Here is a 25502-nt window from a genome sequence, read left to right as displayed (position 1 = left end):
GTCAGCCTTCCTCCTCCTTGCGCATGGCGCGTGCGGCGCTCACGCGCCCGCCGATGTGCGCGGCGACCGCCGCGGCGACCGCCGACACGATGACGGATGCCGCGACGACCGTCCCGATGAGCGCCCAGTCGTAGGCCACCGCGGGCGCCTGCACGCCGCCCGTGAACGCGCGCAGGTCGACCCCCTGGAGGACGACGATGGGGACGGTGGCGCCCAGGAGCACGCCCGCGACCACCGCGACCGCGGTGACCGGCCCGATCTCCCACGCGACGATGGCCCGTTCGCCGCGGCGCCCGAGGCCGAGGGTCGCGAGCAGCGGCAGCAGCCGTGCGCGCGCCCCCTGCCCGACGAGCAGCGCGAGCGCGAGCGCGAGGGCCGTGAGGAATGTCGCGATCGCGATCGCCGCGGCGAGGCCCGCCCGGAGCCCGCTCGCGTCGGGGGTCGACCCGACCTCGTCGCTGAGGCGCTCCGCGCTCGTCGCCGTCGCACCGTCGCCCGCGATGCCGGCGAGCCGATCCCCGACCGCGTCGGCGTCGGCGCCCGGGGCGAGGCGCACGAGCACGGCGCGCGGGACGAGCGAGTCCACGAACGGCGCCGCGTTCACCCGGTCGATGAGCATCCACGCGGGGCGCGTGGTGAAGGGGCTCTGCGAGTCGGTGGTCGCGAGCACCTCCACCTCGCGACCCTCGAGTTCGACGTCCTCGCCTCCGGCGACGAGCTCCGCGACCTCCGCGGACGCGACCACGGGCGTCGGCTCGCGTTCGTCGGCGAGCGGACCCGGGAGCGGCAGCGCGTCGAACCGGCCCTCCTGCACCGTCGCGAGCTCGGCGCGATCGACGACGACGAGCACGACGGGTCGGTTCCTGCCGTCGACCTCGAGGACCGCGGGTCTCGCCGAGTAGACGGGCGCGATGGCGTCGACCCCGTCGGCGGCGCCCATCTCCTCGAGCTGCGCTCGCGTGAGCGGGACGCCGGACACCACGACGTCGGAGCCCGCGCGGCGCTCGCTGGCGGCGTCGGTGCCCGCGTCGATCGTCGAGAGCACGACCGCCGACGTCACCGCGACCGACATGCCGACGACCACGGCGAGCACCGGGACGAGGCCCGCGCTCGGATCGCGCAACGCGCGTGCCGACCCGAGGAACGGGACGAGGTCCGGTCGCCGCGACATCCGCCGGACCAGCGCGGCGAGCGGCAGGGGGTAGAGGCGGAGCACGACCACGCACGCCGCCAGTGCCAGCAGGAGCGGCGCCGCGGCGAGCAGCGGATCGACGCCCACGCTCGCCGACCCCGCCGTGCCGCGTTGCTGGAGCAGCACCACGGAGGCCACGGCGACGATGACGACGAGCGCCTCGACCACCACCCGTGCACGCCCGGTGCCGGACGCCCCCAGGTCGGCGCGGGCGCGGCGGAGCGGGCTCAGGGCCGGCGCGCGGGCGACGAGCACCGCCGCGGGCGTGGCCGCGAGCAGCAGGGCGAGGGGCCAGCCGGCGAGCGAGTCCGCCTCCGGCGTCGCCGCGACCCCGACGGCGAGGCCGACGGCGGCGGCGGGGACGCCGACGGCGAGTCCCTCGAGCAGCAGGATCCCGCGCAGCTGGCCCGGCGACCCGCCGCGGGCCGCCGCGAGCTCGAGTCCCGGTCGGCGGCGCTCGAAGACGACCTGCGCGGCCAGCACGAGCACGGCGATCGCGACGCCGAGCGGGCCCGAGGCGACGGTGGCCAGCACCGTGTCGACGGATGCGGCCGCGGCCGTCGCCGCGTCGAGCTCATCGCGCAGCCCGGAGGTGAAGCCGACGTTCCCGACCGTCTGCACGGCGAGGTACGGGACGTACGTCCCGGGCGGGGCGTCGGGAAGCGTGACCTCGACGACCCGGCCGGAGCCGAGCACCTGCTCGGTGCTCGCGAGCTCGCCGAGCTGGGCGGCGATGCGCGGGGCGTCCGCCGCGCGGACCGAGGCGTCGTCGATCGGGATCCACGCGTCCATCCGGAGGGCGAGCGCGAGCGGGGCGAAGTCGGGCCAGGACGCCGGGTCGAGCCATCCGACGGCGGTGTACTCGGGTGGGGCGAGGCCGTTGTCGACGACCGAGGCGCGCAGGCCCGTGGGCACGTGCGTCCAGAAGCCGGCGCGGGCATCCACCGGCTCGACCGTTCCCGAGAGGCGGACGCCGACCGGGATGCCGCTGTAGTCGATGTTCCGGACCTCGCCGACGGCCCAGCGCATGTCGTCCGCGACCGGCTGCGCGAGCACGATCTCCATCGGCTCATCGCGAGGTTCGGCGAGCGGGCCGGCCAGGGGCGCCGGCCACGCGCCGTCGACGACGCGGAAGTGCTCGCGGAGGCGCGGATCGAAGCCCGGCTGGATGCGGTAGACCGGGTTGGCCGGGCTCGCGCCGGGCACGTTCGCGCGCACGGGTCCCGACACGGCGACCATCAGCGGGTCGCCGGTCGCGGCTCGCAGCGGCAGGGGCAGCTCATCGCGGATGCCGCCGAGGCGCTCCTCCTGGCCGCCCCAGACCGCCTCCACGTCCTCCGGCAGGGTGGTCCCGCCCGCGGAGGGGCCGATGTCGGGGCCGAGCGGTGTGCTCGCGGTGAGATCGAGCTCCACGGCGGGACGATCGGCGAGCCGCTCCGCAAGCGCCTCGGTGTGGACGGCCGCGACGGCCCGGGGGACCGCGACGGCGAAGGCGGCCGCGGCGCAGACCAGCAGCGCGACGGCGATCGACGGGAGCGGGCCCGAGGCCCACTGGCGGAGCAGGAGCCCGAGCGCGGAGGTGCGGGAGCGTCGGGCGGTCATCGTTCCTCGTCTCCCGGTCGCGCGGTGAGGGCGCGCACGCGGACCGCCCTCGCCGCCGTGATCGCCACGAGGATCGCACCGGCGACGAGCGCGCCGACGCCGATCACGAGGGGGATCCAGGTCGGTGCGTACGTCGCCGTGAGTCCTGCGGCTGCCGACGGCACGGCCGCGCGGCCGAGGTCCGGCGCGGTCGCGAGCCCGACGGCCACGCCGATCGCGATCCCGATCACGGTGGCGGTCAGGGCGACCCCGGCGAGCTCGGTGCGCCGGGCGGAGCCCTGTCCGCGCGATGTCGTGCCGAGCGCCCGCAGTACGGCGACCTCGCCGGACCGGGCGCTGCCGAGGGCCGCGGCGAGGCCCGCGAGGCCGACCAGGGCGAAGCCGGCGGCGCCCGCGGCGCCGATCCAGAGCGCGGCGAGCGCGGGCTCGACCAGCGCGGCGCTCGAGGCGTCCGCGCGCGTGTCGACGTCGATCGCGAGGCTCCGGTCGGCGAGGAGGGCACCGGCCGTGGCGGCGGGGTCGTCGGCGGCGAGCCAGTACTCGGTGTGCTGCGGAACCCCGGCGTCGCCGGCGAAGGCCGCCGTGCCGACCGCCGAGAGGTCGGCGAGGATGGCCGGGTCGCCGCCGGCGACGACGGGCACGACGTCGGCCACCTCGGCGCGGATCGTGGCGCCGCCCTCCTGGATGCGGAACTCGATCGGGTCGCCCGGCTCGGCATCGGCGAGCGCGGCGATCCGCTCGTCGACGACCACGGGCACGGCGTCCTCCGCCGAGGCCGCCGCGAGCCGGTCGGCGGGCGCGGTGGACGACACGGCGAGTTCGCCCGAGAGGCCCGTGGCATCGCCGCCGACGGCGACGTCGCGGACGGACACGACGAGGTCGCCCGAGCCGCCGGTCAGCCTCGCCTCGACGCCCAGCAGCGTGAGGTCCTCGGCGTCCGGCGCGATCGAGGTCAGCGTCTCGGGAGTGCCGGGGTCGGCGGCGCCGGCGTCGACGCGGTGGGCGATGCCGGTCCCGTCGAGCATCCACACGGCGATGGCCGCGCGAGGCGCCCCCTCGGGCGCCGGTTCGCCGGCGTCGGCGGGCGTGCCGGATGCCGCCGGGGCGACCTCGACGGTCACGGCCACCTCGGAGCCGGGCGCGACCTCGGGCCCGCGCGGGGCCGACGCGAGGGCGGTCGCGATTCGGGACGGCATCCGGGTGCCGGCACCGGGCGCCGCAGCGTCGAGGCGGTCGGCGGGCAGGGCGACGAGGTCGGCGGGGTCCGACCCGACGCGGACGTCCCCCCGGAACACCGGGACGGCGGCGCGGACGCCGTCGACCGCGGAGAGCTCCGTGCCCGCGGTGGCGGCGGCATCGTCGCCGGTCACCACCGAACGGCCGGGGAGCGAGACGCGCACCTCTCCGCCGATCTCGGCGGCGGCCGCCGAGCGGTCGAACTCGCGCCACGAGCCGTCGACCGCGCCGGTCAGCGCCAGGCCGCCCGCAGCGAACGACAGCACGAGGACCGCCGACGCGTAGAGCGGCGTACGGCGCGCGATCTGCCGCGCCGGCAGGGACGGCGAGAGGCCCGGGAGGGTCGCGCCCCACCGCTCGAGGAGGCGGCCGGCGCCGCCCGCGAGTGCGACGGCGGCGACGGCGAGTGCCAGCAGCACGAGCACCGGGGCGAGGGAGGCGAGGGGGTCGACCTGCGCGGTTCCGGTCGCCGACGGGACGAAGGGGGACCCGTAGAGGCGGAACTGCCACAGGGCGACGGCCGCCAGGGCGACGAGGAGGACGACGCCGCCCACGGCGAGGGCGCGCCGCGCGCGACCGGTCTCGTCGCCCGAGCCTCGGACGATCGGTCGCCGGGCGTCCGCCCAGGCGGTCCCCGTCAGCACGACCGCGACGACGCCGACCACGCCGGCAGCCGCGAGCCAGGGGAGGAGGGGGCGGGTGGCTGCGAGCGGGGCGGCCGCGCCGAGCGCGACGCCGCCGGCGAGCGCGCCGACGACCCCCGCGGGCACCGCGACGGCGATGGCCTCGACCGCCGCATCCCTCGCCAGCGTGCCTGGGGAGGCTCCGCGTGCGAGCAGGAGGGTGGTCTCGCTCCGTCGGTCCGCGACGAGCAGGGCGGCCAGGCGCACGAGCGCCACGAGGCCGGCGACCCCGAGCAGCAGCAGCGGGAGCGGCACCAGTGCGCGCACCGAGCCGAGGCCGGCGAGCAGTCGGTCGAGGGTCTCGCCGAGCCGGCCGCTCTCGATGATGCCGTCGGTGCCGACCGCGGGCTCGTTCGAGAGCGCGGGGGTGACGAAGGGGAAGGCCGCACGGAGCGCCGCGAGGGTGTCGGCGTCGGCGGCGGACGCGTCGGCGACCACGGTCCACCGCACGAACAGGGCGCCCTCGACCTCGGTCAGCGCCGACTCGTCGACGAGGACGGGGCCGAACGCGTCGGCGTCGACGCCCGAGGCGAGCAACGGGTCGCCCGCCCACTCGGACGCGGCGGGGTCGATCGGGCGCCACGTGCCCGCGACGACCAGGCGGATGCCCTCGAGCTCGATGACCGACCCGACCTCGAGCCCGGCGGCCGCGGCGGCATCGACGTGCACGGCCGCGGGCACGGCATCCTGCTGCGTCCCGCCGCCGCCCGCCGCTGCGTCCGGGTCGTCGGACCAGACGCCCTCGACGAGCTCGGCCCGGGCGGGGACGGCGGGGTCGGCGAGGAGCACGGCCTGCGTGGCGTCGTCGGCCGCGTCGAGGCGGGGCAGCGGCGCGCTCTGCACCGACCTGGTCCAGGTGGCCGCGTGCGGCGCGACGAAGCGGTCGAGCACGCCGGCCGCCGCATCCGACTGCGCCCCGGCGTCGTCGGCCAGCCGCGTGTGCCAGCGCGCAGCGCCGTCGGCGCCGTCGGCCGCGACGATCGCGTCGCGCGCACCCGACGTCGGTGCCGTGACCAGGATGCCCGTGACGACGGCGAGCAGGGCCGTCAGCAGCAGCGTCACCGCGGCCAGGCCCGCGAGCACGCCCGACCGGGCTCGCGAGCGCGCGACCTGCACGCGCGTCGTCGCCACGCGACCTCCTCATCGTCCGGGCCCCACGCGCGAGGGAAGCAGGGTCACCGGAGTCCGGCGCGTGTCGGGTCGGGACAGCGTAACCGAGAACCTGCTCTTGCGCGCCACCCGTGCCACCCCATAGCCTGAAGGGCTGGCCGTCCGGGGAACCATCCGCGCGGCCGTGGGTTCGTGACAACGACGCAGGAGGACGACATGCAGACCACCGACACTCTCGCCCGCACGGTCGCGGCGTTCGGTCCTGTCGTTCCGACGTCCGCCACGGCCCTGGCGGGGTAGTCCCGACCGGGTCCGTCGTGCCGGCGAGACGCCGGCTCCTGCCCGCGGGGGCGACTCCCCGCCGTTCGCGCGCCTCGAAGCGCGCCACCACGTTTCTCCATCGACGAGGTCCTCGACGAGCGACCCGTCGCGCTTTCCGGAAGGATCCGGCGTGACCGCCACGCATTCCCAGCTCCACCCTCCCCATGACCGTCGCGTCGGCACCGTGCGGGCGCTGCTCCGCCTCCGCGCCTACGCCCGGCCCGCCATCCCGTGGATCCTCGCGGGCATGGCGGCGTCGCTGACGGCCCAGCTCGTCGCGCTGTCGATCCCGCAGGTGCTCCAGGCGATCGTCGACGGTCCGCTCACCGACGGCGACGCGGCATCCGTCGTGCCCCTCGCGCTGCTCGTGCTCGGGCTGGGCGTCGTCGAGGCGCTCCTCGTGGCGCTCCGGCGCTGGTTCGTCCTCAAGCCGGGCACGCGTGTGGAGGCGTCGATGCGCAACACGCTCTACGCCAAGCTGCAGGACCTCCCCGTGAGCTTCCACGACCGCTGGCCGAGCGGGCAGCTGCTCTCGCGCGCCGTGAGCGACCTCAACCTCATCCGCCGGTGGATGTCGTTCGGGCTCGTGCTGCTCACGGTCAACCTCGTCGTGATCCTCGTCGGCATCGGCATCCTCGTCTCGATGAACTGGATGCTGGGGCTCGCGTTCCTCGTCGCGTCCCTGCCGCTCTGGGTCGTCGGCTACCGCTTCGAGGGCCGCTACTCGGAGGTCTCGCGTCGCAGCCAGGACCAGCAGGGCGACCTCGCGACCGCGGTCGAGGAGTCGGTGCACGGCATCCGCGTGCTGAAGGCGTTCGGGCGCGGCAAGCACGCCCTCACGACCTTCCGCGCGCAGGCCGAGACCCTGCGGTCGACCGAGCTCGAGAAGGGCCGGCTCGAGGCGGCGATCTGGTTCTGGCTCATCGTGGTCCCGGCCATCGCGCTCGCGGGCTGCCTCGTGCTGGGCGTGTGGCTGGCCGCGCAGGGCGCGCTCAGCGTGGGCGAGCTCGTCGCGTTCTTCGCGACCGCGGGCGTGCTCGCGTGGCCGATCGAGTCGATCGGCTTCCTGCTCGCCTTCACGCTCGACGCGCGCGCGGCGACCGACCGCTACTTCGACATCCTCGACAGCCGCAACGAGATCGTGGACCCCGAGCGGCCCGTGTCGATCGAGCGGCCGCGCGGCGAGCTCGCGTTCCGCGACGTCCACTTCCGCTACCAGGACTCGCCCGACCGGTTCGGCGACCTGCTCGCCGGCGTGGACCTCGTCGTGCGACCGGGCGAGAGCATGGCCCTCGTGGGACTCACCGGGTCCGGCAAGACGACGATGACGGCGCTCGCGACGCGGCTGTACGACGTCACGTCGGGTTCGGTCGAGCTCGACGGCGTCGACGTCCGCGCCCTCACGCGCGAGGAGCTGCGCCGGCACATCGCCATGGCGTTCGAGGACGCCACGCTGTTCTCGGCGTCGGTGCGCGACAACGTGCTGCTCGGCCGGCCCGAGCTCACGGGCGAGGCGGCATCCGACCCCGAGGTCGCGGCCGAGGCCGAGCGCGTGCTCGACGAGGCCCTGCGGATCGCGCAGGCCGGCTTCGCGCACGGGCTCCCCGACGGACTCGACACGAAGGTCGGCGAGGAGGGCATGAGCCTCTCGGGCGGCCAGCGGCAGCGCCTCGCACTCGCCCGCGCGATCGCGGCGAACCCTGCGGTGCTGGTCCTCGACGACCCGCTGTCGGCGCTCGACGTGGCGACCGAGGCGAAGGTCGAGGCCGAGCTGCGGCGCGTCCTCGCGACGACGACGGCGCTGATCGTCGCGCACCGCCCGTCGACGGTCATGCTCGCCGACCGCGTCGCCCTCCTCGAGGACGGGCGCATCGCGGCGGTCGGCACGCACTCCGAACTGCTCGCGACGAGCGAGCACTACCGCTTCGTGGTGTCGAGCCTGGAGGACGAGGAGCGCGGGCGGCAGGCGGAGTCGACCGACCGCATCGACGGCGCCGAGAGCGGACCGATCGAACGAGAGGAGGTGGCCCGATGACCGTCACCGGTGTCGCCGGCGAGGAGCGCCACGACTTCACCAAGGCCGAATCGAAGCAGATCCGCCAGCGCTCGCTGCGGCTGCTGCGCTCGCTCCTGCATCCCGTGCGCGGCACGCTGTGGCTCACGATGGCCGTCGTGCTCGTCTCGACGCTCGCCCAGGTCGCGGGCCCGGCGCTCATCGCCTACGGCATCGACACGGGCCTGCCCGCGCTCGTCGAGGGCGAGTGGGTGCCGGTCGCCTTCGCCGGTCTCGCGTACCTGTTCACGGGCGTGGTCGGCGCGTTCCTCATCGCCTGGTACATCCGCCTCGCGGCGCGCATCAGCCAGGCGGTGCTCATCGACCTGCGCACGCGCATCTTCCTGCACACGCAGAAGCTGTCGCTCGAGTTCCACGAGTCGTACACGTCGGGCCGGATCATCTCGCGGCAGACGAGCGACCTCGACGCGATCCGCGAGCTCCTCGACGAGGGCGTGAACGCGCTCGTGCGCGGCACGCTCTACATGGGGTTCACGGGCTTGGCGCTCGTGCTGCTCGACCCGGTGTCGGGCATCGTGCTGGCCGCGTCGATCCTGCCGCTCGCCCTGCTCACGCGCTGGTTCCAGCAGCGGTCGCAGCGCCTGTTCCGCCGTTCGCGCACGGCGTCGGCGAACCTGATCGTGCAGTTCGTCGAGACCATGACGGGCATCCGTGCGGTGCAGGCGTTCCGCACCGAGCGCCGCAACCAGAAGGAGTTCGGCCGGCTGGTCGAGGACTACCGCGACGTCAACGCGCGCGTGATCCAGCTGTTCGGCATCTACGACCCCGGCCTGATCCTGATCGGCAACGTCACGGTCGCGATCGTGCTGCTCGTCGGCGGGCTGCGGGTGATCGAGGGCCAGCTCGAGATCGGCGTGCTGCTCGCGGCGCTGCTGTACACGCGCCGGTTCTTCGACCCGCTCGAGGACATGGCGATGTTCTACAACGGCTACCAGTCCGCGGCATCCGCGCTGGAGAAGATCTCGGGCGTGCTCGAGGAGGACCCCAGCGTGCCGGACCCGCGCGACCCGGTCGACCTGTGGAAGGCCGACGGCCGCGTGCGCTTCGAGGGCGTCGAGTTCGCGTACACGCCCGACCGGGTGGTGCTCCCCAGGTTCGACCTCGACGTGCCGGCGGGCCAGACGGTCGCGCTCGTGGGGTCGACCGGTGCCGGCAAGTCGACGCTCGCCAAGCTCATCGCGCGGTTCTACGACCCGAGCGACGGCGTCGTGGAGCTGGACGGCGTCGACCTGCGCCGACTGCATCCGAAGGACCTGCGCCGCGCGATCGTCATGGTCACGCAGGAGGCGTACCTGTTCTCCGGGTCGGTGGCCGACAACATCCGGCTCGGCAAGCCGGACGCCACGCCCGAGGAGATCATCGCCGCCGCGAGGGCGGTCGGCGCGCACGAGTTCATCGAGGGCCTGCCGAACGGGTACGACACCGACGTGAACAAGCGCGGCGGACGCGTCTCGGCCGGCCAGCGCCAGCTGATCTCGTTCGCGCGGGCGTTCCTCGCGGACCCCGCGGTGCTGATCCTCGACGAGGCGACGTCGTCGCTCGACATCCCGTCGGAACGCGCGGTGCAGGAGGGCCTGCAGACGCTGCTCGCCGACCGCACGGCGGTGATCATCGCGCACCGCCTCTCGACGGTCGCGATCGCCGACCGGGTGCTCGTCATGGAGCACGGTCGCATCGTCGAGGACGGCTCGCCCGCCGAGCTCATCGCGGGGTCGGGGCGGTTCGCCACGCTGCACGCGGCCTGGCGCGACTCGCTCGTGTGACGGCGGCGGATGCCGCGGGCGCCCTGCTCGCGGCATCCGCCCCCTCGTCGTGCGGCGGGACCGGCGCCGCCACCCGACTCCGGCCGGACCGCCACCCGGTCAGGACGCGGGGAGGACCAGCACCGGCGTCGGCGCGATGCCGTTGAACCCCGTCGCGGTCGCCCACGTGTAGGCGCCCATCATGGGCGACACGAGCAGGTCGCCGTCGGCGAGCGGTGGAAGCGGCAGCCGGCGCGCGATCACGTCCACGCTGTCGCACGTGGGCCCTGCGAGAGTCACGGGAACGCGCGTCCGTGCGAGGACGCGGCGGGCGGCCCGCTCGGCGGAGTCCTCGCCGGACGGCCGCACGCCGAGCTCCGACGCCGCGAACACGAGGGCGTGCACGTCTTCCGCGGGGATGTTCGAGTACGCGCCGTAGAGCCCCTCGTCGAGGTAGTGCCACCGGCCGTCGGCGCGCTCGCTCGTCCCGACCACCCGCGTCACCAGGGTCATCGCGGGTGCGGCGACGAACCGGCCCGGCTCGACGACGACGCGCACGTGCCGCGGCACGGCCGCGAGGGCCGAGCGGATGCCGCGGGCGAGGTCGCCGAGCGGCGGGACGGGCTCGTCGTACGCGACGGGGAACCCGCCGCCGAGGTCGAGCAGGTCGAAGCGGATGCCGTGCCGCGCCTCGAGCACGCGCATGAGCTGCAGCGTCGTGGCGATCGCCCGCCGCCAGGGCTCGGCCGACGTCGTCTGGCTGCCGACGTGGAACGTGAACCCGCGGACGGGGAGCCGCGCGGCGAGGCAGCGCTCCACGAGCGCGGCGGCGTGCTCGGGCGCGACGCCGAACTTCGACGAGAGGTCGGACTTCGCGCCGGGGTTGGGGAACGACAGCCGCACCAGGACGCCCACCTCGCCGCTCGGGAGCCCGGCGAACTTCCCGATCTCCGACGGGCTGTCGACGACGAACGTGCGGATGCCGCGCAGGTACGCGCCGGTGAGGTCGGCCGCCGTCTTGACCGGGTGGGTGTGCAGGCAGCCCGCGATCGCGACGCCCTCGCGCTCGAGGAGGTCGACCTCCCCGCGCGAGGCGACCTCGAACGATGCCCCCGACGCCTGCACCGCGCGGATCACCGCGGGGTGCGGCAGCGACTTGGTGGCGAAGTGGATGCCGACCCCGGGCAGCTCGCGACGGAGCTCGGCGAGCTGTGCGGCGATCCGCGCCGTGTCGAGCACGAACAACGGCGAGCCGTGCTCGCGCACGAGGTCGCCGAGCCGGATGCGCTGCGCCTCCGCGGCGAGGTCGCGTCGGACGAGTTCCCGGTGCGCCGGCGGCTCGGGCAGCGGTCCCGTATCGGCGCGGCGGCGCCGGTCGGCGCGATGCGGACGGTCGGACGGCTCGGGGCGCGCGGCCGGTTCGCTTCGCAGGCCGTCGGTCGTGCGCCGCGGCTCGTGGACGGCCGGCCGCGGGGCGGTGCGGGTGAGCAGGCTCATGGGACCGCCACCTCCAGCTCGCGCACCGGCGCCGTCTGGAGGCGCGTGCGGATGCGGCGTGCGGACGCGCCGTGCGCTCCGCCGTCGGGCAGGATGAGGCGCCGGCCGAGCTCGAACGAGGCGATCGCGATCGCGTAGAAGACGGCGTCGGCGGCGAGCTTGCCGACGAGCCACGCCCTCGGGTCGGGGCCCAGCCACGCGGCCGCGGCCACGAGGAGGGCGGGACGCACCACGAGCGTGTCGAGCACCTCGGCGGGGCCGAACTCGGCGAGCATGCCGCGGAGCGTCAGGGCGACCGCGGCGGCGGCGCGGCCGGCGGGTGCGTCGATGGTCGCGACGCGGCGCGACGCGAGGTGCCCCCGGATGCCGCGGACGACGACGAGCGCGTAGTAGCCCACGCCCTCGGCGACGGTGCCCGCGATCGCGGCCACCACGATGGAGCCGCTGGCCTCGTACGCCGCCCACGAGCCCCCGACCGCGGCGAGCGTGCCGAGCACCTCGAGCGGCAGGTACCGCATGACCCATTCGGCGACGCGCCGACGACGCGTGCGATCTGCTCCACCCGAACCCGACATGCTCCGAGGGTCCCAGCGGGCGCCTCGCGACGGATCCGGAGCCGCCCCCCGGAACCGTCGGGGCGGCCCCTGAGATCGGCCGGACTACGCGAGCGGGGCGCGCTGCACCGAGTCGGTGACGGGCGGGGTCTCGCCCACTGCCTCCGGCAGCCACCAGAGCACGTTCGCCCACACGACGACGAACACGGCGGCGGCGACCGTGTCGGCCAGCAGCTCGGCGGCGCCCGCCGTCGCGTACGTCGCCGCGACCCAATAGGCGACCACCGCGAGTCCGACGGAGGCCAGGGTGACCGTCAGCCAGTTCACCAGGCGCGTCGCCCGGATCTCCGCGAGGTCCCGTCCGATCCCCAGCCACCCCCAGGTGAGCGCGACGGTGACCGCGCCGGCGCCGACGGCGAGGACCGGGAGGTTCCACGAGCCCTCGGGGGCGAGCCACAGCGGCAGCGCGTCGGCGAGGTCGAGCCAGAGCTGGACGAGCGGCAGCACGCCGCCGAACAGGCCGAACACGGCGACCATCGCGATCGTCCGCGCGTCCCGGCCGGGGATCGGCTCGCGTCGAGCCGACGACGCGAGCCTCCGTGCGACCGCGCCGAGGACCACCGTCACCCCGATGCAGAGCAGGATCAGCAGGAAGTTGCTCTGCAGCAGCGCGATCACGAGCGGGACGACGCTCGCCGTCGCCACCCCCGCCATCACGTACGCGCGCCGGCGCGCGATGCGACGCGCCGCCTCGACCTCGTCGCCGAGCGGCCCGCCGAGCGCCTCGGCCACGTCCTGCCATCGTCGCTGGACGGCGACCGCACCGCCCCAGGTCGAGGCGACCGCGACCGCAGCGACGAGCGAGGCCACGATCGCCCAGCCGGGCTGCACCGCGTCGATCGACTCCCAGGTCAGCGGCCAGGCGACGGCGGCCACGAACCCGGCGACGAGCGCGAGGCGGGGCGGGTCGGCGACCGCGGGCAGGGCGACGAGCAGGGGACGCAGGACGGCGAGCACCGCCCCGGCGAAGATCCGCCACGCGCGTCCCACGGGCTGGACGAGCACCCGGTCGAGGAGGCGGACGGTTCGCGACGCGATCGCGAACCGGTACGCGGGCGGCAGGTTCAGGACGGTGTCGGTGCCGGCACGCACGCGGGCGCGCAGCGCGCTCGGGTCCGCGGGGAGCGCGGCCTCGCCCCCGGGCGCGGGCGGTGCCGCGTCCGCTGCGGGCACCCCGTTCGCCGACGGCCGCGGCGACACCGTGTCGAACGGCGACAGCCCCGCCTTCACGTACGCCGGCTCGGCCGCCTCCTCGAGGACCGCGTCCTGCAGCAGCCGCACCGCGGCATCCGTGCGGACACGGCCGGGAGCGAGCGAGTCGAAGAAGCGCGCGAGACCGCCCGCGGCGTCCAGTCGACCCCACCACCAGTCGTTCACGCGCCAGTCCCGCGAGAGGAACCCGAAGAAGTTCCCGAAGCCGTACCCGGCGAGCTTCGTCTGCCGGTCGATCAGCGGGTGCTCCGCCTCGGAGCGGACCTCCGCCGCGATCGCCTCGACGCTGCGTCCCGGGTCGCGCAGCGCCCTGCCGAGGACGGCGTACCGGCGATCGGCCTCGAGCGCCGAGAACTCGCCCGGGTCGGCGGGCGCCTCGTCGACGCCGATCGCCCAGTAGCGCACGTGCGACAGCGCCGCGGGGATGCCCGCCGCGTGGTACAGCGGCGGGAGGTGCTCGGCCGCGAGGGTTCTCGTCGACGCGAGCGGACGCCAGGCCGAACCCGTCCACGTGGCCGAGAGGCGGCGCTCGCCGCGCTCGGCCTCGCGCTCCACGCGCGTGCTCGTCAGGCCGAGCAGGGCGACCGCCCGGTCGAGTTCCGTCCACTGCTCGGTCGTGCGGATCCGGGCCGACGCCCGGACCCAGGCGTCGATCCACTCGTCGATCTCGGCGGGCGTCGGCGACCGTCGCTCGGCGGCCGCCCGCTCCGCGAGGCCGACCACTCGGGCCGTGAGCTCGTCGCGCCAGCCGACGGCCGCCTCCAGCGCGCCGTACGCGGCGACCCGGACCGACCCCAGGTCGATCGCCTGCCGTGATCCCGTGCGCTCGGGCATCGACTCGAGCGCGCGCGCCCATCCGAGCACGCAGTTGGCGGCATCCGCCAGTGCGAGCGGCGACCTGGCGAGCTTCGCGGTGTCGGCGACGCCGAGTTCGGTGAACCGCTGGCGCAGGGCCGGACCGAGCGCGGCGAGCCGGCTGCGCGGGATGGGCCGGTATCGCCTCCGCGTCGGCAGGGAGGACGCGAGCTGCCACAGGCTCGGGGCGGAGATGGTCTCGGCGAGGTGATCGGCGAGGTCGGCCGAGAGCGCGCGCACGTAGGCGGACCTTCGCGCCTGCACGGCCTCCGGGGTCCACTCCGCGTTCGCCACGAGCGGCGCCGTGCCGTCCAGGCGCGCGGCGGCGACGAGCCGCTGGGCGTTGAAGCGCTCGAGCTCGGCCACCTCGCGCGCGACCGACTCGCTGCGCATCTGCTTCGAGACCATGGCCCGCAGGGCGCGGAAGAACCGCGACGCGTTCGCGTCCCATTCGGTCTCGCGACCGACGGGCGGATCGGGCTCGGGGTCGAGGAAGAGCATCACGCGGTCGGCGCGACGCTCCGAGACGCGCAGGCGCGCCGAGCGCAGGGCGCGCTCGATCGGCACGTTGTCGAACACGGCGCCGTCGACGATGCGGTACGGCGTGCCAGACTGCTCGCGATGCGAGGCGAAGGCGAAGCGCATCCCGCGTTCGGCCGCGTCATCCGGTTCGCCCGCCGTGCCGCCCCACGAATCGACGTGCGCGGGCTCGAATCCGCCCGCCAGCGACGACGTGGAGCGCGCGGCGAGGGCCAGCCGCTCGAGGCTCGCCTCATCGTCGACGAGCCGGGTCCGGTCGATGCCGTCCTCCCTGCGGGGGACGCGGTTGTCGAGGAGGTGCGCGTCGCTGCCGACGAACCGGAAGTGCCCGCGACCCTCGTTGGCGTCCTCCTCGTACGCGTCGTCGGCGTCGATCACGGTCGCCGAAAGGTCCACGCCCGTGTACGGCGAGACCAGGTCGGGATGCCGCTCCTCGGTGCCGTAGATCGTCGTCAGCGCGTCGAGCACCTTGGGCCGGAAGTAGCCCTCGCCCTGCATGAGCGCCACGATGCCGGCCGTGCCCGGAGGATGGAGCAGCCCCCAGAAGCCGCCGACCGTCGCCCAGACGTCGAGGAGCCGGCCGAGGTCCGACCCAGCGCGCTGCGCGACCGAGTACACGACGGCGTTGAGGCCCCCGGCGCTCGCGCCCGCGAGCAGGTCGAACTCGACGCGGTCGTACCCTGCCGCGTCGAGCAACTCGGCGTACGAGCGCAGCCTCGCGAGCACGGGCGGAGTGAGCGGGCGGCCCTCGAGCTCGGGGACGAGCGCGAGGGTGCCGCGCTCGGTGTCGAAGAGGCGGATGCGGCGGATCAGGTCGAGCTCGGCCACGGCGCCGCCGATCCACACGGCGAGGCTCACCCCGCCGCGCATGGCGAGCGCGATCCGCATCGTGCGGTTGAACGACGGGACCGCGTGGCGGGCGAGCGCCACCTCCTCGACCCGTTCGCGGGGCCGCACCACGACGAGCTCGACGACGCGTTCCGAGGTCGTCGCGCCGGAGGCGCGGGTGGGGTCGGCATCGTTCGGCACCATGGCGTCGCTCCTCGGGTGGTCGGGCGCCGGCGGCGCCAGGGATGCCGCGCGGCGGGCAGGGTGCGCGGCGGATCCCAGCGTGGCACGATCGCGGCCCGCCGCGCACGCCGGGACGGCGCTCATGCGCGCTTGCCCCCTGAACGGGGACGGCGCGGTGCGCGCCGTGGACGCGGTAGCCTCGCGGTGGGCGGCGCATCGACGTCGACGGCTGTCGCACGCCTTCGAGCGGGAGGTGGAATGGAGCAGTCCGGAGAACAGCGACCCCTTCGTGTGGCGATCGCGGATGACGCACTGCTGCTGCGCGAGGGCATCGCGAAGGTGCTCCAGGGCGGCGGCATCGAGGTCGTGGCATCCGTCGGCACGGCCGACGAGCTGCTCGCCGTGCTCGACGGCGACGACCTCGACGTGGCGATCCTCGACATCCGCATGCCGCCGACGCATCGCGACGAGGGCATCGTCGCGCTCGAGCGCATCCGCGAGCGCGGCGACGACCTCGGCGTGCTGCTGCTGTCGATGTACGCCACCCCCGAATACGCGCTCCGGGTGATGGGTGCGGGCAGCGGCACCGGCTACCTGCTGAAGGAGCGCGTGTCCGAGCCGCAGACCCTCGTGCGCGCGGTCGAGACCGTCGCGTCCGGCGGGTCCGTCGTCGACCCCGAGGTCGTCGAGCAGCTCGTCAAGCGCACGCGCGCCGACGATCCGCTCGCGCGGCTCACGGAGCGCGAGCGCTCCGTGCTCGAGCTCATGGCGCAGGGCTACTCCAACGGCGGCATCGCGCAGACCCTGTTCCTCGGCCTGAAGACCGTCGAGACACACGTCCGCAGCATCCTGCAGAAGCTCGATCTCGAGGAGTCGCCGGAGCACCACCGCCGCGTGCTCGCGGTGCTGACGCTCCTCGGCGAACGGTAGGGGGTGAGGCGCCCGTGATGGCGCACGGAGACCGCCGCCGCATCCTGCGACGCACCGCGATCATCGTCGGCGCGGTCGCGTTCAGCCTCTGGATGGAGGTCGCGGGGTTCCTCGCGACCCCGGTCGAGGACCAGACCGAGGTCGCGTACGTCACGCTCCATGCGACCGTGCCGATCGTCTTCGCCGCGTGTGCGGCCGTGGCGTGGGCGATCGGCCCGAACGCCGTCCCGGCCCGGCTCATGGTGGCGTTCGTGATCCTGTGGATCCCGCAGTCGATCTTCCAGGTCATCGGCGGCATCGGATGGCTCTGGCCGGTGGTGCGCGGCATCGACCTCGTCTGGGCCGTGGTGTCGGGCCTGCTCGTGCTCGTCTACCCGCGCGGCTGGCTCGCCGACCGGTTCGACCGGGTCATCGCGACGACCGCGGTCGTGGCATCCGTCGTCAACCTCGTCGCCGTGCTCGCGCTGGCGGGACCCGAGGCGGCCCCGTGCGACTGCGTCGCGAACCCCTACCGCATCGCCGATGCGCCGCTCCTGTTCGCGATCCTCGACTACGGCTACCGCGTGGTCGGCGTGGGCCTCGCGCTCGTCATCGCCGGGCGCCTGCTCGTGCGCTGGGTCCGCGGCAGCGTCCCCGCCCGGGCCGTCGCGTTCCTGATGCCCGTGTCGCTGCTGGCGTGGGCGGTCGCGATCGCCGTGCAGGCGACCGGCTACATCACGTCGACCTCGACCGGCATGGTCATCGACACCGTGGCCCTGCTCGCGATGGCCGCGGTGCCCGTCACGTTCGTGGCCGGCATCGCGCACACGCGCAACATGCGCGCCCGCGTGGCCGACCTCATGCGCATCACGCGCGAGGGCGCCGACCGCGGGCTCTGGGCCGAGTCGCTCGCCCGCACCCTGCGGGACGACAGCGTGCGCGTCTACTGGTGGGACGAGGAGCGCGGCCGCTACGTCGACGCGGCGGGCCGGCTCATCGACTCGCAGGAGGCCGGCCGCGGCCACAGCATCCTTCCCGTCGCCTCGCCGTCGGGCCTGCCGATCGCGCTCATCCGCCACGACCGGGTGCTCACCGACAACATGCGCCTGCTGGACGGCGTCTCGAGCGCACTGCGGCTCGCGGTCGACAACGGCCGGCTCCGCTCCGACCTGGAGCGCACGCTCGACCAGGTGCGCCAGTCGCGCCAGCGCATCGTGGAGGCCGGCGACGAGGCTCGCCGCCGCATCGAGCGCGACCTGCACGACGGCGCCCAGCAGCAGCTCGTCTCGCTCGGCATGAACCTGCGGCTCGCCGCGAACACCGCCCGGTCCGCCGGCCAGGACCAGCTCGCCGAGGAGCTCGAGGCGTCCATCGCGAGCCTGAACCAGGGGCTCAAGGAACTGCGCGAGCTCGCGCACGGCATCCACCCGAGCCTGCTCTCGCAGGGCGGGCTCGCGCTCGCCGTGCCCGAGCTGGCCGGTCGGTGCCCGGTGCCCGTCGAGGTCGACGTGCAGGCCGACGGGCGCCTGCCGGAGCTGGTCGAGTCGACGGCCTACTTCGCGATCTCCGAGTCGCTCGCGAACGTCGCGAAGCACTCGCAGGCGACGCGCGCGTGGGTGCGGGCGAGGGTCGACGGCGAACTCGTGGTCATCGAGGTGCGCGACAACGGCGTCGGCGGCGCGTCGCTCGACGCGGGCACGGGCGTGCTCGGCATCGTCGACCGCATCGAGGCGGTCGGCGGCGAGCTCGAGCTCGTGAGCCCGCCCGGCTCGGGCACGACCGTGACCGTCCGGATGCCGCTGCACCCGCCGGCCACGGACGCGCACGCCGCCTCGGGTGCCGCCCTGCTCGTCGCGGCCGACGCGGGCGAGCCGGCACCGGACGCGCCGGGCGCCGCGGGCGTGCCGGCCGGCGGCGTGGGCACGCCGCTCGACGTGTAGCGTCGGGGGCCGTCGCTCGGTGTCGACTCAGCCGCTCCAGCGGCAGGCCGCGAGGTCGATGCGGTAGCCGTCCTCGTCGTCCGCGGCGCGCAGGGGAACGCCCTCGGCGTCGTAGTGCGGGCGGGCGAGCTCGGCCTTCCCGGCGGGCGGGCGGCCACCGGCGCGGATCACGCGCCACCAGGGCACCGAGCCGCCCGAGTGCGCCATGACCTGTCCGACGGCGCGAGCGCCACGGGAGCCGAGCGCCGCGGCGATGTCGCCGTACGTCATCACGCGACCCGGCGGGATGGCGTCGACCACCGAGAGCACGGCCTCGGCGAAGCCCTCGCCGGCCCGTGGCATCCGTCGCCCCGATATCGTCGTCGAGTGCGTCAGCTCGCGAGCTGCAGCGAGCCGATCACGTCGCCGTACTGCGTCTCGCCCACGTCGCGGAAGCCGATGCGGTGGAAGAACTCGCCCGGCCCCTCGGCGCCCGGCTCCCAGAGCACCGTGATGTGGTCGAAGCCCCGGCGCTTGGCCTCCTCGGCCAGCGCGTGCGCCAGGAAGCGGCCCACGCCCTTGCCCTGCGCCTCGGCGTCGACGTTGATCCGCCAGATGCAGGCGCGGAATTCCTCGTGCTCGTTGTCGGGGTCGAAGTTGCCGTGGATGAAACCGACGACCTTGTCGCCGTTCAGCGCGACGCGCTGCCACGCGGTGGCGGGATTGACGACCGCGGTCTCGGCGGCGTAGGTGACGGGGGCGATGAACTGCTCCTGGCCGGGCTTCAGCGACAGGTTGTTCGCGGCCACCACGTTCGTCGCGTTGAGTTCTTCGAGTCGCAGTTCAGCCATGCAACGCAGCCTAACGGAGCGGTCGTCGCCCCGGGAAGCCGCGGGGATGTCTCGATGTCGAGATATCCGGCCGAGGCGGTAAGCTTTCAGGCGGCGTGTCGGACACCCCCGAGACTTCCTCGCTTCCCAAGCAATCCCACGAGATCCCAAGGAGACCGCCCCTTGTCGAAGATCAAGGTCGAAGGCACCGTCGTAGAACTCGACGGCGACGAGATGACCCGCATCATCTGGCAGGCCATCAAGGACCAGCTCATCCACCCGTACCTCGACGTGAACCTCGAGTACTACGACCTCTCCATCCAGAAGCGCGACGAGACCGACGACCAGATCACGGTCGACGCGGCCAACGCGATCAAGAAGCACGGCGTCGGCGTCAAGTGCGCGACGATCACGCCCGACGAGGCGCGCGTCGAGGAGTTCGGCCTGAAGAAGATGTGGCGGTCGCCGAACGGCACGATCCGCAACATCCTCGGCGGTGTCATCTTCCGCGAGCCCATCATCATCTCGAACATCCCGCGGCTCGTGCCCGGCTGGAACAAGCCGATCATCGTCGGCCGCCACGCGTTCGGCGACCAGTACCGCGCCACCGACTTCAAGTTCGAGGGCCCCGGCACGCTCACGATGACCTTCACCCCGCAGGACGGCTCCGAGCCGCAGCAGTTCGAGGTCTTCCAGGCGCCCGGCTCGGGCGTGGCCATGGGCATGTACAACCTCGACGAGTCGATCCGCGACTTCGCGCGCGCCTCGCTCAACTACGGCCTCGCCCGCAACTACCCGGTGTACCTCTCGACGAAGAACACCATCCTCAAGGCGTACGACGGCCGATTCAAGGACATCTTCCAGGAGGTCTTCGACAGCGAGTTCAAGGCGAAGTTCGACGAGGCCGGCATCACCTACGAGCACCGCCTCATCGACGACATGGTCGCGGCCTCGCTCAAGTGGGAGGGCGGCTACGTCTGGGCCTGCAAGAACTACGACGGCGACGTGCAGTCCGACACCGTCGCGCAGGGCTTCGGCTCGCTCGGCCTCATGACCTCGGTGCTCACCACTCCCGACGGCCGGATCGTCGAGGCCGAGGCGGCGCACGGCACGGTCACGCGCCACTACCGCCAGCACCAGCAGGGCAAGCCCACCTCGACCAACCCGATCGCCTCGATCTTCGCCTGGACGCGCGGCCTCGCGCACCGCGGCAAGCTCGACGGCAACCAGGAGCTCATCGACTTCTCGCACACGCTCGAGGACGTCGTGATCACGACGGTCGAGTCCGGCGCGATGACCAAGGACCTCGCGCTCCTCGTCGGTCCCGAGCAGGAGTACCAGACGACCGAGCAGTTCCTCGACACGATCGACGCGAACCTCAAGGCGCGCCTGGCCGCCTGAGCCTCGACGCTCTCGTTCGAAGGGGTCGGATGCCGCGGCATCCGACCCCTTCGCCGTGCCCGGGCCGGCATCGGCGCCGCATCGGGGAGGATGGGGGCATGGCCCGCGGCATCCGTCTCGTGCGCCGCTACCCGGCCGTCGCGCTCACGCTCGCGATCGGACTCCTGGGAGCGGTGCTGGCGCTCGCCGGTGCGGGCTGGCTGGTCGCGTGGATCTTCAGCACCTACGCGCTCGGCGTCGCGGCGTGGCAGGCGATCGGGATGGTCCGCGACCTGCTGCGCGGGCACTGGGGGCTCGACCTGCTCGCGGTCACGGCGATCGTGGCCACGGTGCTGGTGGGGGAGTACGTCGCGTCGATCATCGTGGTGCTCATGCTCACGGGCGGCGAGGCGCTCGAGGACTACGCGGGCCGGCGCGCCAAGCGCGAGCTCGACGCGCTGCTCGCGCGGGCGCCGCAGCACGCGCACCGCGTCGTCGACGACCACTTCGTCGACGTGCCCATCGACGACGTGCAGCCGGGCGACGTGCTGCTGGTGCGCCCGAGCGAGATCGTGCCGGTCGACGGCACGCTGCGTTCGGCCGAGACCTCGGTCGACGAGTCCTCGATCACGGGCGAGAGCCTCCCGGTCGAGAAGCACGCCGGCGACGAGCTGCTGAGCGGGTCGGTCAACGGTCACCTCGCCGTGCAGATGACCGCGTCGGCCCGGGCGGCCGACAGCCAGTACCAGCAGATCGTCGCGCTGGTCGCCGGTGCGGCGGCGAGCAAGGCGCCCGTCGTCCGCCTGGCCGATCGCTACGCGGTGCCGTTCACGGTGTTCTCGCTGCTGCTCGCGGGCCTCGCGTGGTGGGTCTCCGGCGACCCGGTGCGGTTCGCCGAGGTGCTCGTGCTCGCCACGCCGTGCCCGCTCCTCATCGCCGCGCCGGTCGCGTTCATCGGCGGCATGAGCCGCGCCGCGCGCAACGGCGTCATCGTCAAGGGCGGGGGAGTGCTCGAGCAGCTCGCGAAGGCGCGAACGGCCGTCTTCGACAAGACCGGCACGCTGACGCACGGTGCGCCCGAGCTCGTCGCGATCCGTCCCGAGCCCGGGTTCGACGCCGACGGCCTGCTCGCGCTCGTGGCATCCGCCGAGCAGTATTCGTCGCACGTGCTCGCGGCCTCGATGATCGACGCCGCGACCGCGCGAGGTCTGCGCCTCGTCGAGGCGGAGAGCGCCCGGGAGGCGGCGACGAACGGCGTCGTCGCGCGGATCGGTGGCCGGGAGGTGATCGTCGGCAAGTACGCGTTCGTCCTCGAGCACGCACCCGGGGCGCGCCGGACCGGCATCGCGCCGGGCGAGCTCGCAGTGTACGTCGCCGTCGACGGCCGGTACGCGGGCGCCCTGCTGGCGCGCGACCGGCTCCGGGACGACGCGCGCGAGACCCTGCTGCGACTCGAGCGCCTCGGGGTGCGCCACACGATGATGCTCACGGGCGACGCGCAGGCGACCGCCGACCACATCGCCGCGGAGCTCGACATCGAGCGCGTGCGCGCCGAGTGCCTGCCCGCCGACAAGGTGCACGAGGTGGCCGCGATCACCGAGCGGCCGGTCATCATGGTCGGCGACGGCGTCAACGACGCCCCGGTGCTCGCCGCGGCCGACGTGGGCATCGCGATGGGCGCGCGCGGGGCCACCGCCGCGAGCGAGTCGGCCGACGCGGTGATCCTGGTCGACGAGGTCTCACGCACCGCGAAGGCCGTCGAGATCGGACGCGACACGGTGCGGATCGCCCTGCAGAGCATCTGGCTCGGCATCGTCGTGAGCGTCGGCCTGATGCTCGTCGCCGCGTTCGGCTTCATCCCCGCCACGGCCGGAGCCCTCCTGCAGGAGTTCGTCGACCTCGCGGCGATCCTGTTCGCGCTGCGGGCGATCGGCGGGCGCCGGGATGCCGCCTCCGCGGCGGCCGCGCACGCCCCCGGGCGCGACGCGGCCTCCGTCCGCCGCTGAGACGCGCGGGGTTCGCCCTGCTCGGGAGCACCTGCGGCGCGACAGGTCACGGGTGGGTAACGAACGCTTGCGCGGGGTTTGTTCGTAAGGTTTACTAACAAACGTGACCGCGACGGAGACCACACGCCCCCAGCCGCAGGCGCCCACGACGAGCGGGGCGGCCCCGCTGTTCGCCGAACGCGCGCTCCGGGCCTCCGGCAAGGTGCTGCCCGAGCATGCGCGCAGCCACAACCGCTCGCTCGTGCTCCAGACGCTCTACACGCAGGGGGCGCAGAGCCGGGCGGATGTCGCGCGCGAGACGCGCCTGACCCGCGTCACGGTCTCCGACCTCGTCGCCGAGCTCATCGCCGAGGGCCTCGTCGTCGAGCTCGGCCAGCGCGAGGACGCCCGCCCGGGCAAGCCCGCGACCCTGATCGACGTCGATCGCGGAGGCATCCACGTGGTCGCACTCGACCTCTCCGAGCACACCCGCTTCCGCGGCGCGGTGCTCGACCTCGACGGCGGCGTCGTCGCGCGAGCCGAGGTCGCGCTCGACGGCGCCACCGGCGATCGCGCGGTCGACCTCATCGTCGAGCTCCTCGACGGGCTGCTCGCCCTCACGACCGCGCGCGTGCTCGGCATCGGCGTCGGCTCGCCCGGCGTCGTCGAGCCGAACGGCGTCGTCCGCTCGGCCCCGAACCTCGGCTGGACCGACGTGCCCCTCCAGGAGCGCCTCGCCGGGGCGTTCCACCTGCCCGTGCACGTCGCCAACGACGCCAACGTCGCGGTGCTCGCCGAGCACGCGACCGCTCCCGGCGACCTCGTCCTCGTCAAGGTGGGCCACGGCGTCGGCGCCGGGCTGATCGTCGGCGGCCGCCCCGTGCTCGGCGCCGGCTCGGCCGCGGGCGAGATCGGCCACGTCGTCGTCGGCACCGACGGCGGGCCGCGCTGCGCGTGCGGCAAGCACGGATGCCTCGAGTCGTGGCTCGCCGTGCCGCGGCTCACCGCCGAGCTCGAACGGCTCGGCACGACGGATGCCGCGGCATCCGCTCGCGAAGAGACCCTGCGGGAGGCGGGCCGACGTCTCGGCATCGTGCTCGCCCCCGTCGTCGGTGCGCTCAACCTCTCCGAGGTCGTGCTCAGCGGACCGACGGAACTGCTTGACGGACCGCTGCTCGAGGCGGCCGTCGAGACGCTCCGGAACCGGACCATGGCGGAACACCACCGTGATCTGAGGCTCCGGATGACCGCGCACGGGCAGGACATCGTCCTGCGCGGCGCGGCCGTCATGGTCCTGTCCGGACAACTCGGGGTCTCCTAGCAGGCCCACCCCGCACCACGGGTGGGCCGCACCCCGCACCCACCCCCCGTCCCATCGAAAGGAACCCTGCAATGAGGAAACTCGGCATCGCGGCGCTCGGCGCCGCTGCTGCGCTCACCCTCGCCGGTTGCGCCACCACCGGAAGCGACGCCGCCTCCGACGAGGGCGCCGAGATCCGCGTCTGGCTGGTCGGCACCGATACCCCCGACGAAGCGCGCGACTACCTGGTCGAGACGTTCGAGGAGGAGCACCCGGGCTCCACGCTGGTCATCGAGGAGCAGTCGTGGGACGGCCTGGTCGACCGCCTCACTACGAGCCTCTCGGGCTCCGACAGCCCCGACATCGTCGAGGTCGGCAACACGCAGGCGGCCGCGTTCACCTCCGCGGGCGCGTTCCTCGACCTCACCGAGCACTACGACGAGCTCGGCGGCGACGACCTGCTCCCCGGCTTCGTCGAGGCGGGCTCCTACGACGACAAGTTCTACGCGGCGCCGCTCTACTCGGGCTCGCGCCTGGTCTTCTACAAGAAGGACGCGCTCGCGGCATCCGGCCTCGAGGCGCCCACGACGCTTGACCAGTACATCGAGCAGGGCATCCAGCTCGCGAACGACAACCCGGGCAAGTCGGGCATCTGGTGGCCCGGCCAGGACTGGTACAACGCCCTGCCCTACATCTGGGAGAACGGCGGCGAGGTCGCCGTGCCCGACGGTGAGGAGTGGGACGCGCAGCTCTCGAGCGACGAGTCGGTCGCGGGCCTCGAGCAGGTCCAGCAGGTCATGACCGAGGCGTCGCGTGCGCCGAAGGACGGCCAGGAGACCAACCCGCAGGTCGGGTACTGCGACGGCACCACGCTGCAGCTGTCGGCCCCGAGCTGGGTCAAGTGGTCGATCCTCGCCCCGGCCGACGCCGAGACCCCCGGCTGCCCCGAGGAGGAGGCCAACCTCGGCGTCTACGCCCTCCCGGGCAAGGACGGCGGCGCGGCGCAGGTCTTCGCCGGCGGCTCGAACATCGGCATCTCGGCGAAGTCGCAGCACCCCGAGCTGGCCCTCGACGCGATGAAGATCATCCTCTCCGACGAGTTCCAGACGATCTACGGCGAGAACGGCCTCGTCCCCGCGAAGCTCTCGCTCGCCGACACGCTCGGCACCGACGAGGTCGCCCAGGCGATCGCGGCGGCCGCGGGCAACGCGAAGCTCACCCCGGCATCGCCGAAGTGGGCCGACGTGGAGGCCGCCGGCATCCTGCAGGACCTCTTCGTGAAGATCGCGCAGGGCGGCGACGTCCAGGCGCTCGCCGAGGAGGCCGACCAGAAGATCGAGGACATCCTCAACGGCTGATCCGTTCCGATCGGGTGCGGCCGCGCGCAGAATGGCGGTGCGGCCGCACCCGTCCTCCAGGCCCGGGGGGGGGGGGGCGCCGCCCGCCGCCCCCCCCCGAACCCACGAGCGGCGGGCTGCTCCGTCGTTCCT

The 25502-nt window shown here is 74.3% G+C and carries 15 protein-coding genes; 8 read left to right on the top strand and 7 right to left on the bottom strand.

The genetic code is table 11. The annotated features are described in order from the left end of the window. Position 1: 1 nt before the first annotated feature. Together WBQ80_RS16105 and WBQ80_RS16100 are read right to left on the bottom strand one after the other, a co-directional pair. Complete coding sequence (locus WBQ80_RS16105; RefSeq protein ID WP_336572231.1) at positions 2-2794, bottom strand: ABC transporter permease; 2793 nt, start codon at positions 2792-2794, stop codon at positions 2-4. Beyond that, positions 2791-5844, bottom strand: a complete 3054-nt coding sequence (locus WBQ80_RS16100; RefSeq protein WP_336572230.1) for a hypothetical protein — start codon at positions 5842-5844, stop codon at positions 2791-2793. Before WBQ80_RS16100 ends, WBQ80_RS16105 begins: the two co-directional genes overlap by 4 nt. Before the next feature lie 430 nt (positions 5845-6274). Here WBQ80_RS16100 and WBQ80_RS16095 point away from each other — a divergent pair, with 430 nt between their 5' ends. After that, positions 6275-8179, top strand: coding sequence for an ABC transporter ATP-binding protein (locus WBQ80_RS16095; protein ID WP_442892703.1), 1905 nt, complete (start codon positions 6275-6277; stop codon positions 8177-8179). Then, positions 8176-9981, top strand: coding sequence for an ABC transporter ATP-binding protein (locus WBQ80_RS16090; RefSeq protein WP_336572229.1), 1806 nt, complete (start codon positions 8176-8178; stop codon positions 9979-9981). Before WBQ80_RS16095 ends, WBQ80_RS16090 begins: the two co-directional genes overlap by 4 nt. Positions 9982-10080: 99 nt before the next feature. Here the strand turns inward: WBQ80_RS16090 and WBQ80_RS16085 are convergent, their stop codons facing one another. The 3 genes from WBQ80_RS16085 to WBQ80_RS16075 all read right to left on the bottom strand — a co-directional run bounded on the left by WBQ80_RS16085 (position 10081) and on the right by WBQ80_RS16075 (position 15710). Next, positions 10081-11457 (bottom strand): type III PLP-dependent enzyme, encoded by a 1377-nt coding sequence (locus tag WBQ80_RS16085; protein WP_336572228.1) that lies wholly within the window; start codon positions 11455-11457, stop codon positions 10081-10083. Next, a complete protein-coding gene (locus tag WBQ80_RS16080; protein ID WP_336572227.1) occupies positions 11454-12032 on the bottom strand; it encodes a hypothetical protein in 579 nt (192 codons plus the stop codon). Before WBQ80_RS16080 ends, WBQ80_RS16085 begins: the two co-directional genes overlap by 4 nt. 84 nt (positions 12033-12116) lie before the next feature. Next, the gene (locus tag WBQ80_RS16075) at positions 12117-15710 is read right to left on the bottom strand and encodes a DUF3376 domain-containing protein (RefSeq protein ID WP_336572226.1); all 3594 of its coding nucleotides are present in this window, start codon (positions 15708-15710) and stop codon (positions 12117-12119) included. A 237-nt stretch (positions 15711-15947) separates the two neighbouring features. Between WBQ80_RS16075 and WBQ80_RS16070 the strand changes: the two genes are divergently transcribed. Both WBQ80_RS16070 and WBQ80_RS16065 read left to right on the top strand, forming a co-directional pair. Next, a complete protein-coding gene (locus WBQ80_RS16070; protein WP_336572225.1) occupies positions 15948-16619 on the top strand; it encodes a response regulator transcription factor in 672 nt (223 codons plus the stop codon). Between the two features lie 17 nt (positions 16620-16636). After that, the gene (locus WBQ80_RS16065) at positions 16637-18538 is read left to right on the top strand and encodes a sensor histidine kinase (protein WP_336572224.1); all 1902 of its coding nucleotides are present in this window, start codon (positions 16637-16639) and stop codon (positions 18536-18538) included. Between the two features lie 27 nt (positions 18539-18565). Here the strand turns inward: WBQ80_RS16065 and WBQ80_RS16060 are convergent, their stop codons facing one another. Then, a complete protein-coding gene (locus tag WBQ80_RS16060; RefSeq protein ID WP_336572223.1) occupies positions 18566-18880 on the bottom strand; it encodes an MGMT family protein in 315 nt (104 codons plus the stop codon). Positions 18881-18909: 29 nt separating this feature from the next. Then, positions 18910-19368 carry a GNAT family N-acetyltransferase gene (locus WBQ80_RS16055; RefSeq protein ID WP_336572222.1) on the bottom strand — a complete coding sequence of 153 codons (459 nt, stop codon included), beginning with the start codon at positions 19366-19368 and terminating at the stop codon, positions 18910-18912. Between the two features lie 162 nt (positions 19369-19530). Here WBQ80_RS16055 and WBQ80_RS16050 point away from each other — a divergent pair, with 162 nt between their 5' ends. The 4 genes from WBQ80_RS16050 to WBQ80_RS16035 all read left to right on the top strand — a co-directional run bounded on the left by WBQ80_RS16050 (position 19531) and on the right by WBQ80_RS16035 (position 25370). Further along, positions 19531-20748: an NADP-dependent isocitrate dehydrogenase gene (locus WBQ80_RS16050; RefSeq protein WP_336572221.1), complete on the top strand. Its 1218-nt coding sequence runs from the start codon at positions 19531-19533 to the stop codon at positions 20746-20748. A gap of 98 nt (positions 20749-20846) precedes the next feature. Beyond that, positions 20847-22733 (top strand): heavy metal translocating P-type ATPase, encoded by a 1887-nt coding sequence (locus WBQ80_RS16045; protein WP_336572220.1) that lies wholly within the window; start codon positions 20847-20849, stop codon positions 22731-22733. Between the two features lie 166 nt (positions 22734-22899). Then, positions 22900-24033, top strand: coding sequence for an ROK family transcriptional regulator (locus tag WBQ80_RS16040; RefSeq protein WP_336572247.1), 1134 nt, complete (start codon positions 22900-22902; stop codon positions 24031-24033). A 71-nt stretch (positions 24034-24104) separates the two neighbouring features. Then, complete coding sequence (locus WBQ80_RS16035) at positions 24105-25370, top strand: extracellular solute-binding protein (protein WP_336572219.1); 1266 nt, start codon at positions 24105-24107, stop codon at positions 25368-25370. Positions 25371-25502: the final 132 nt, after the last annotated feature.

The sequence above is a fragment of the Agromyces sp. CCNWLW213 genome (genome assembly GCF_037199545.1).
In the GTDB taxonomy this organism is placed as follows: domain Bacteria; phylum Actinomycetota; class Actinomycetes; order Actinomycetales; family Microbacteriaceae; genus Agromyces.
Note: the sequence above shows the minus strand (reverse complement) of the source record. Positions and strands in the feature narration are given on the sequence as shown.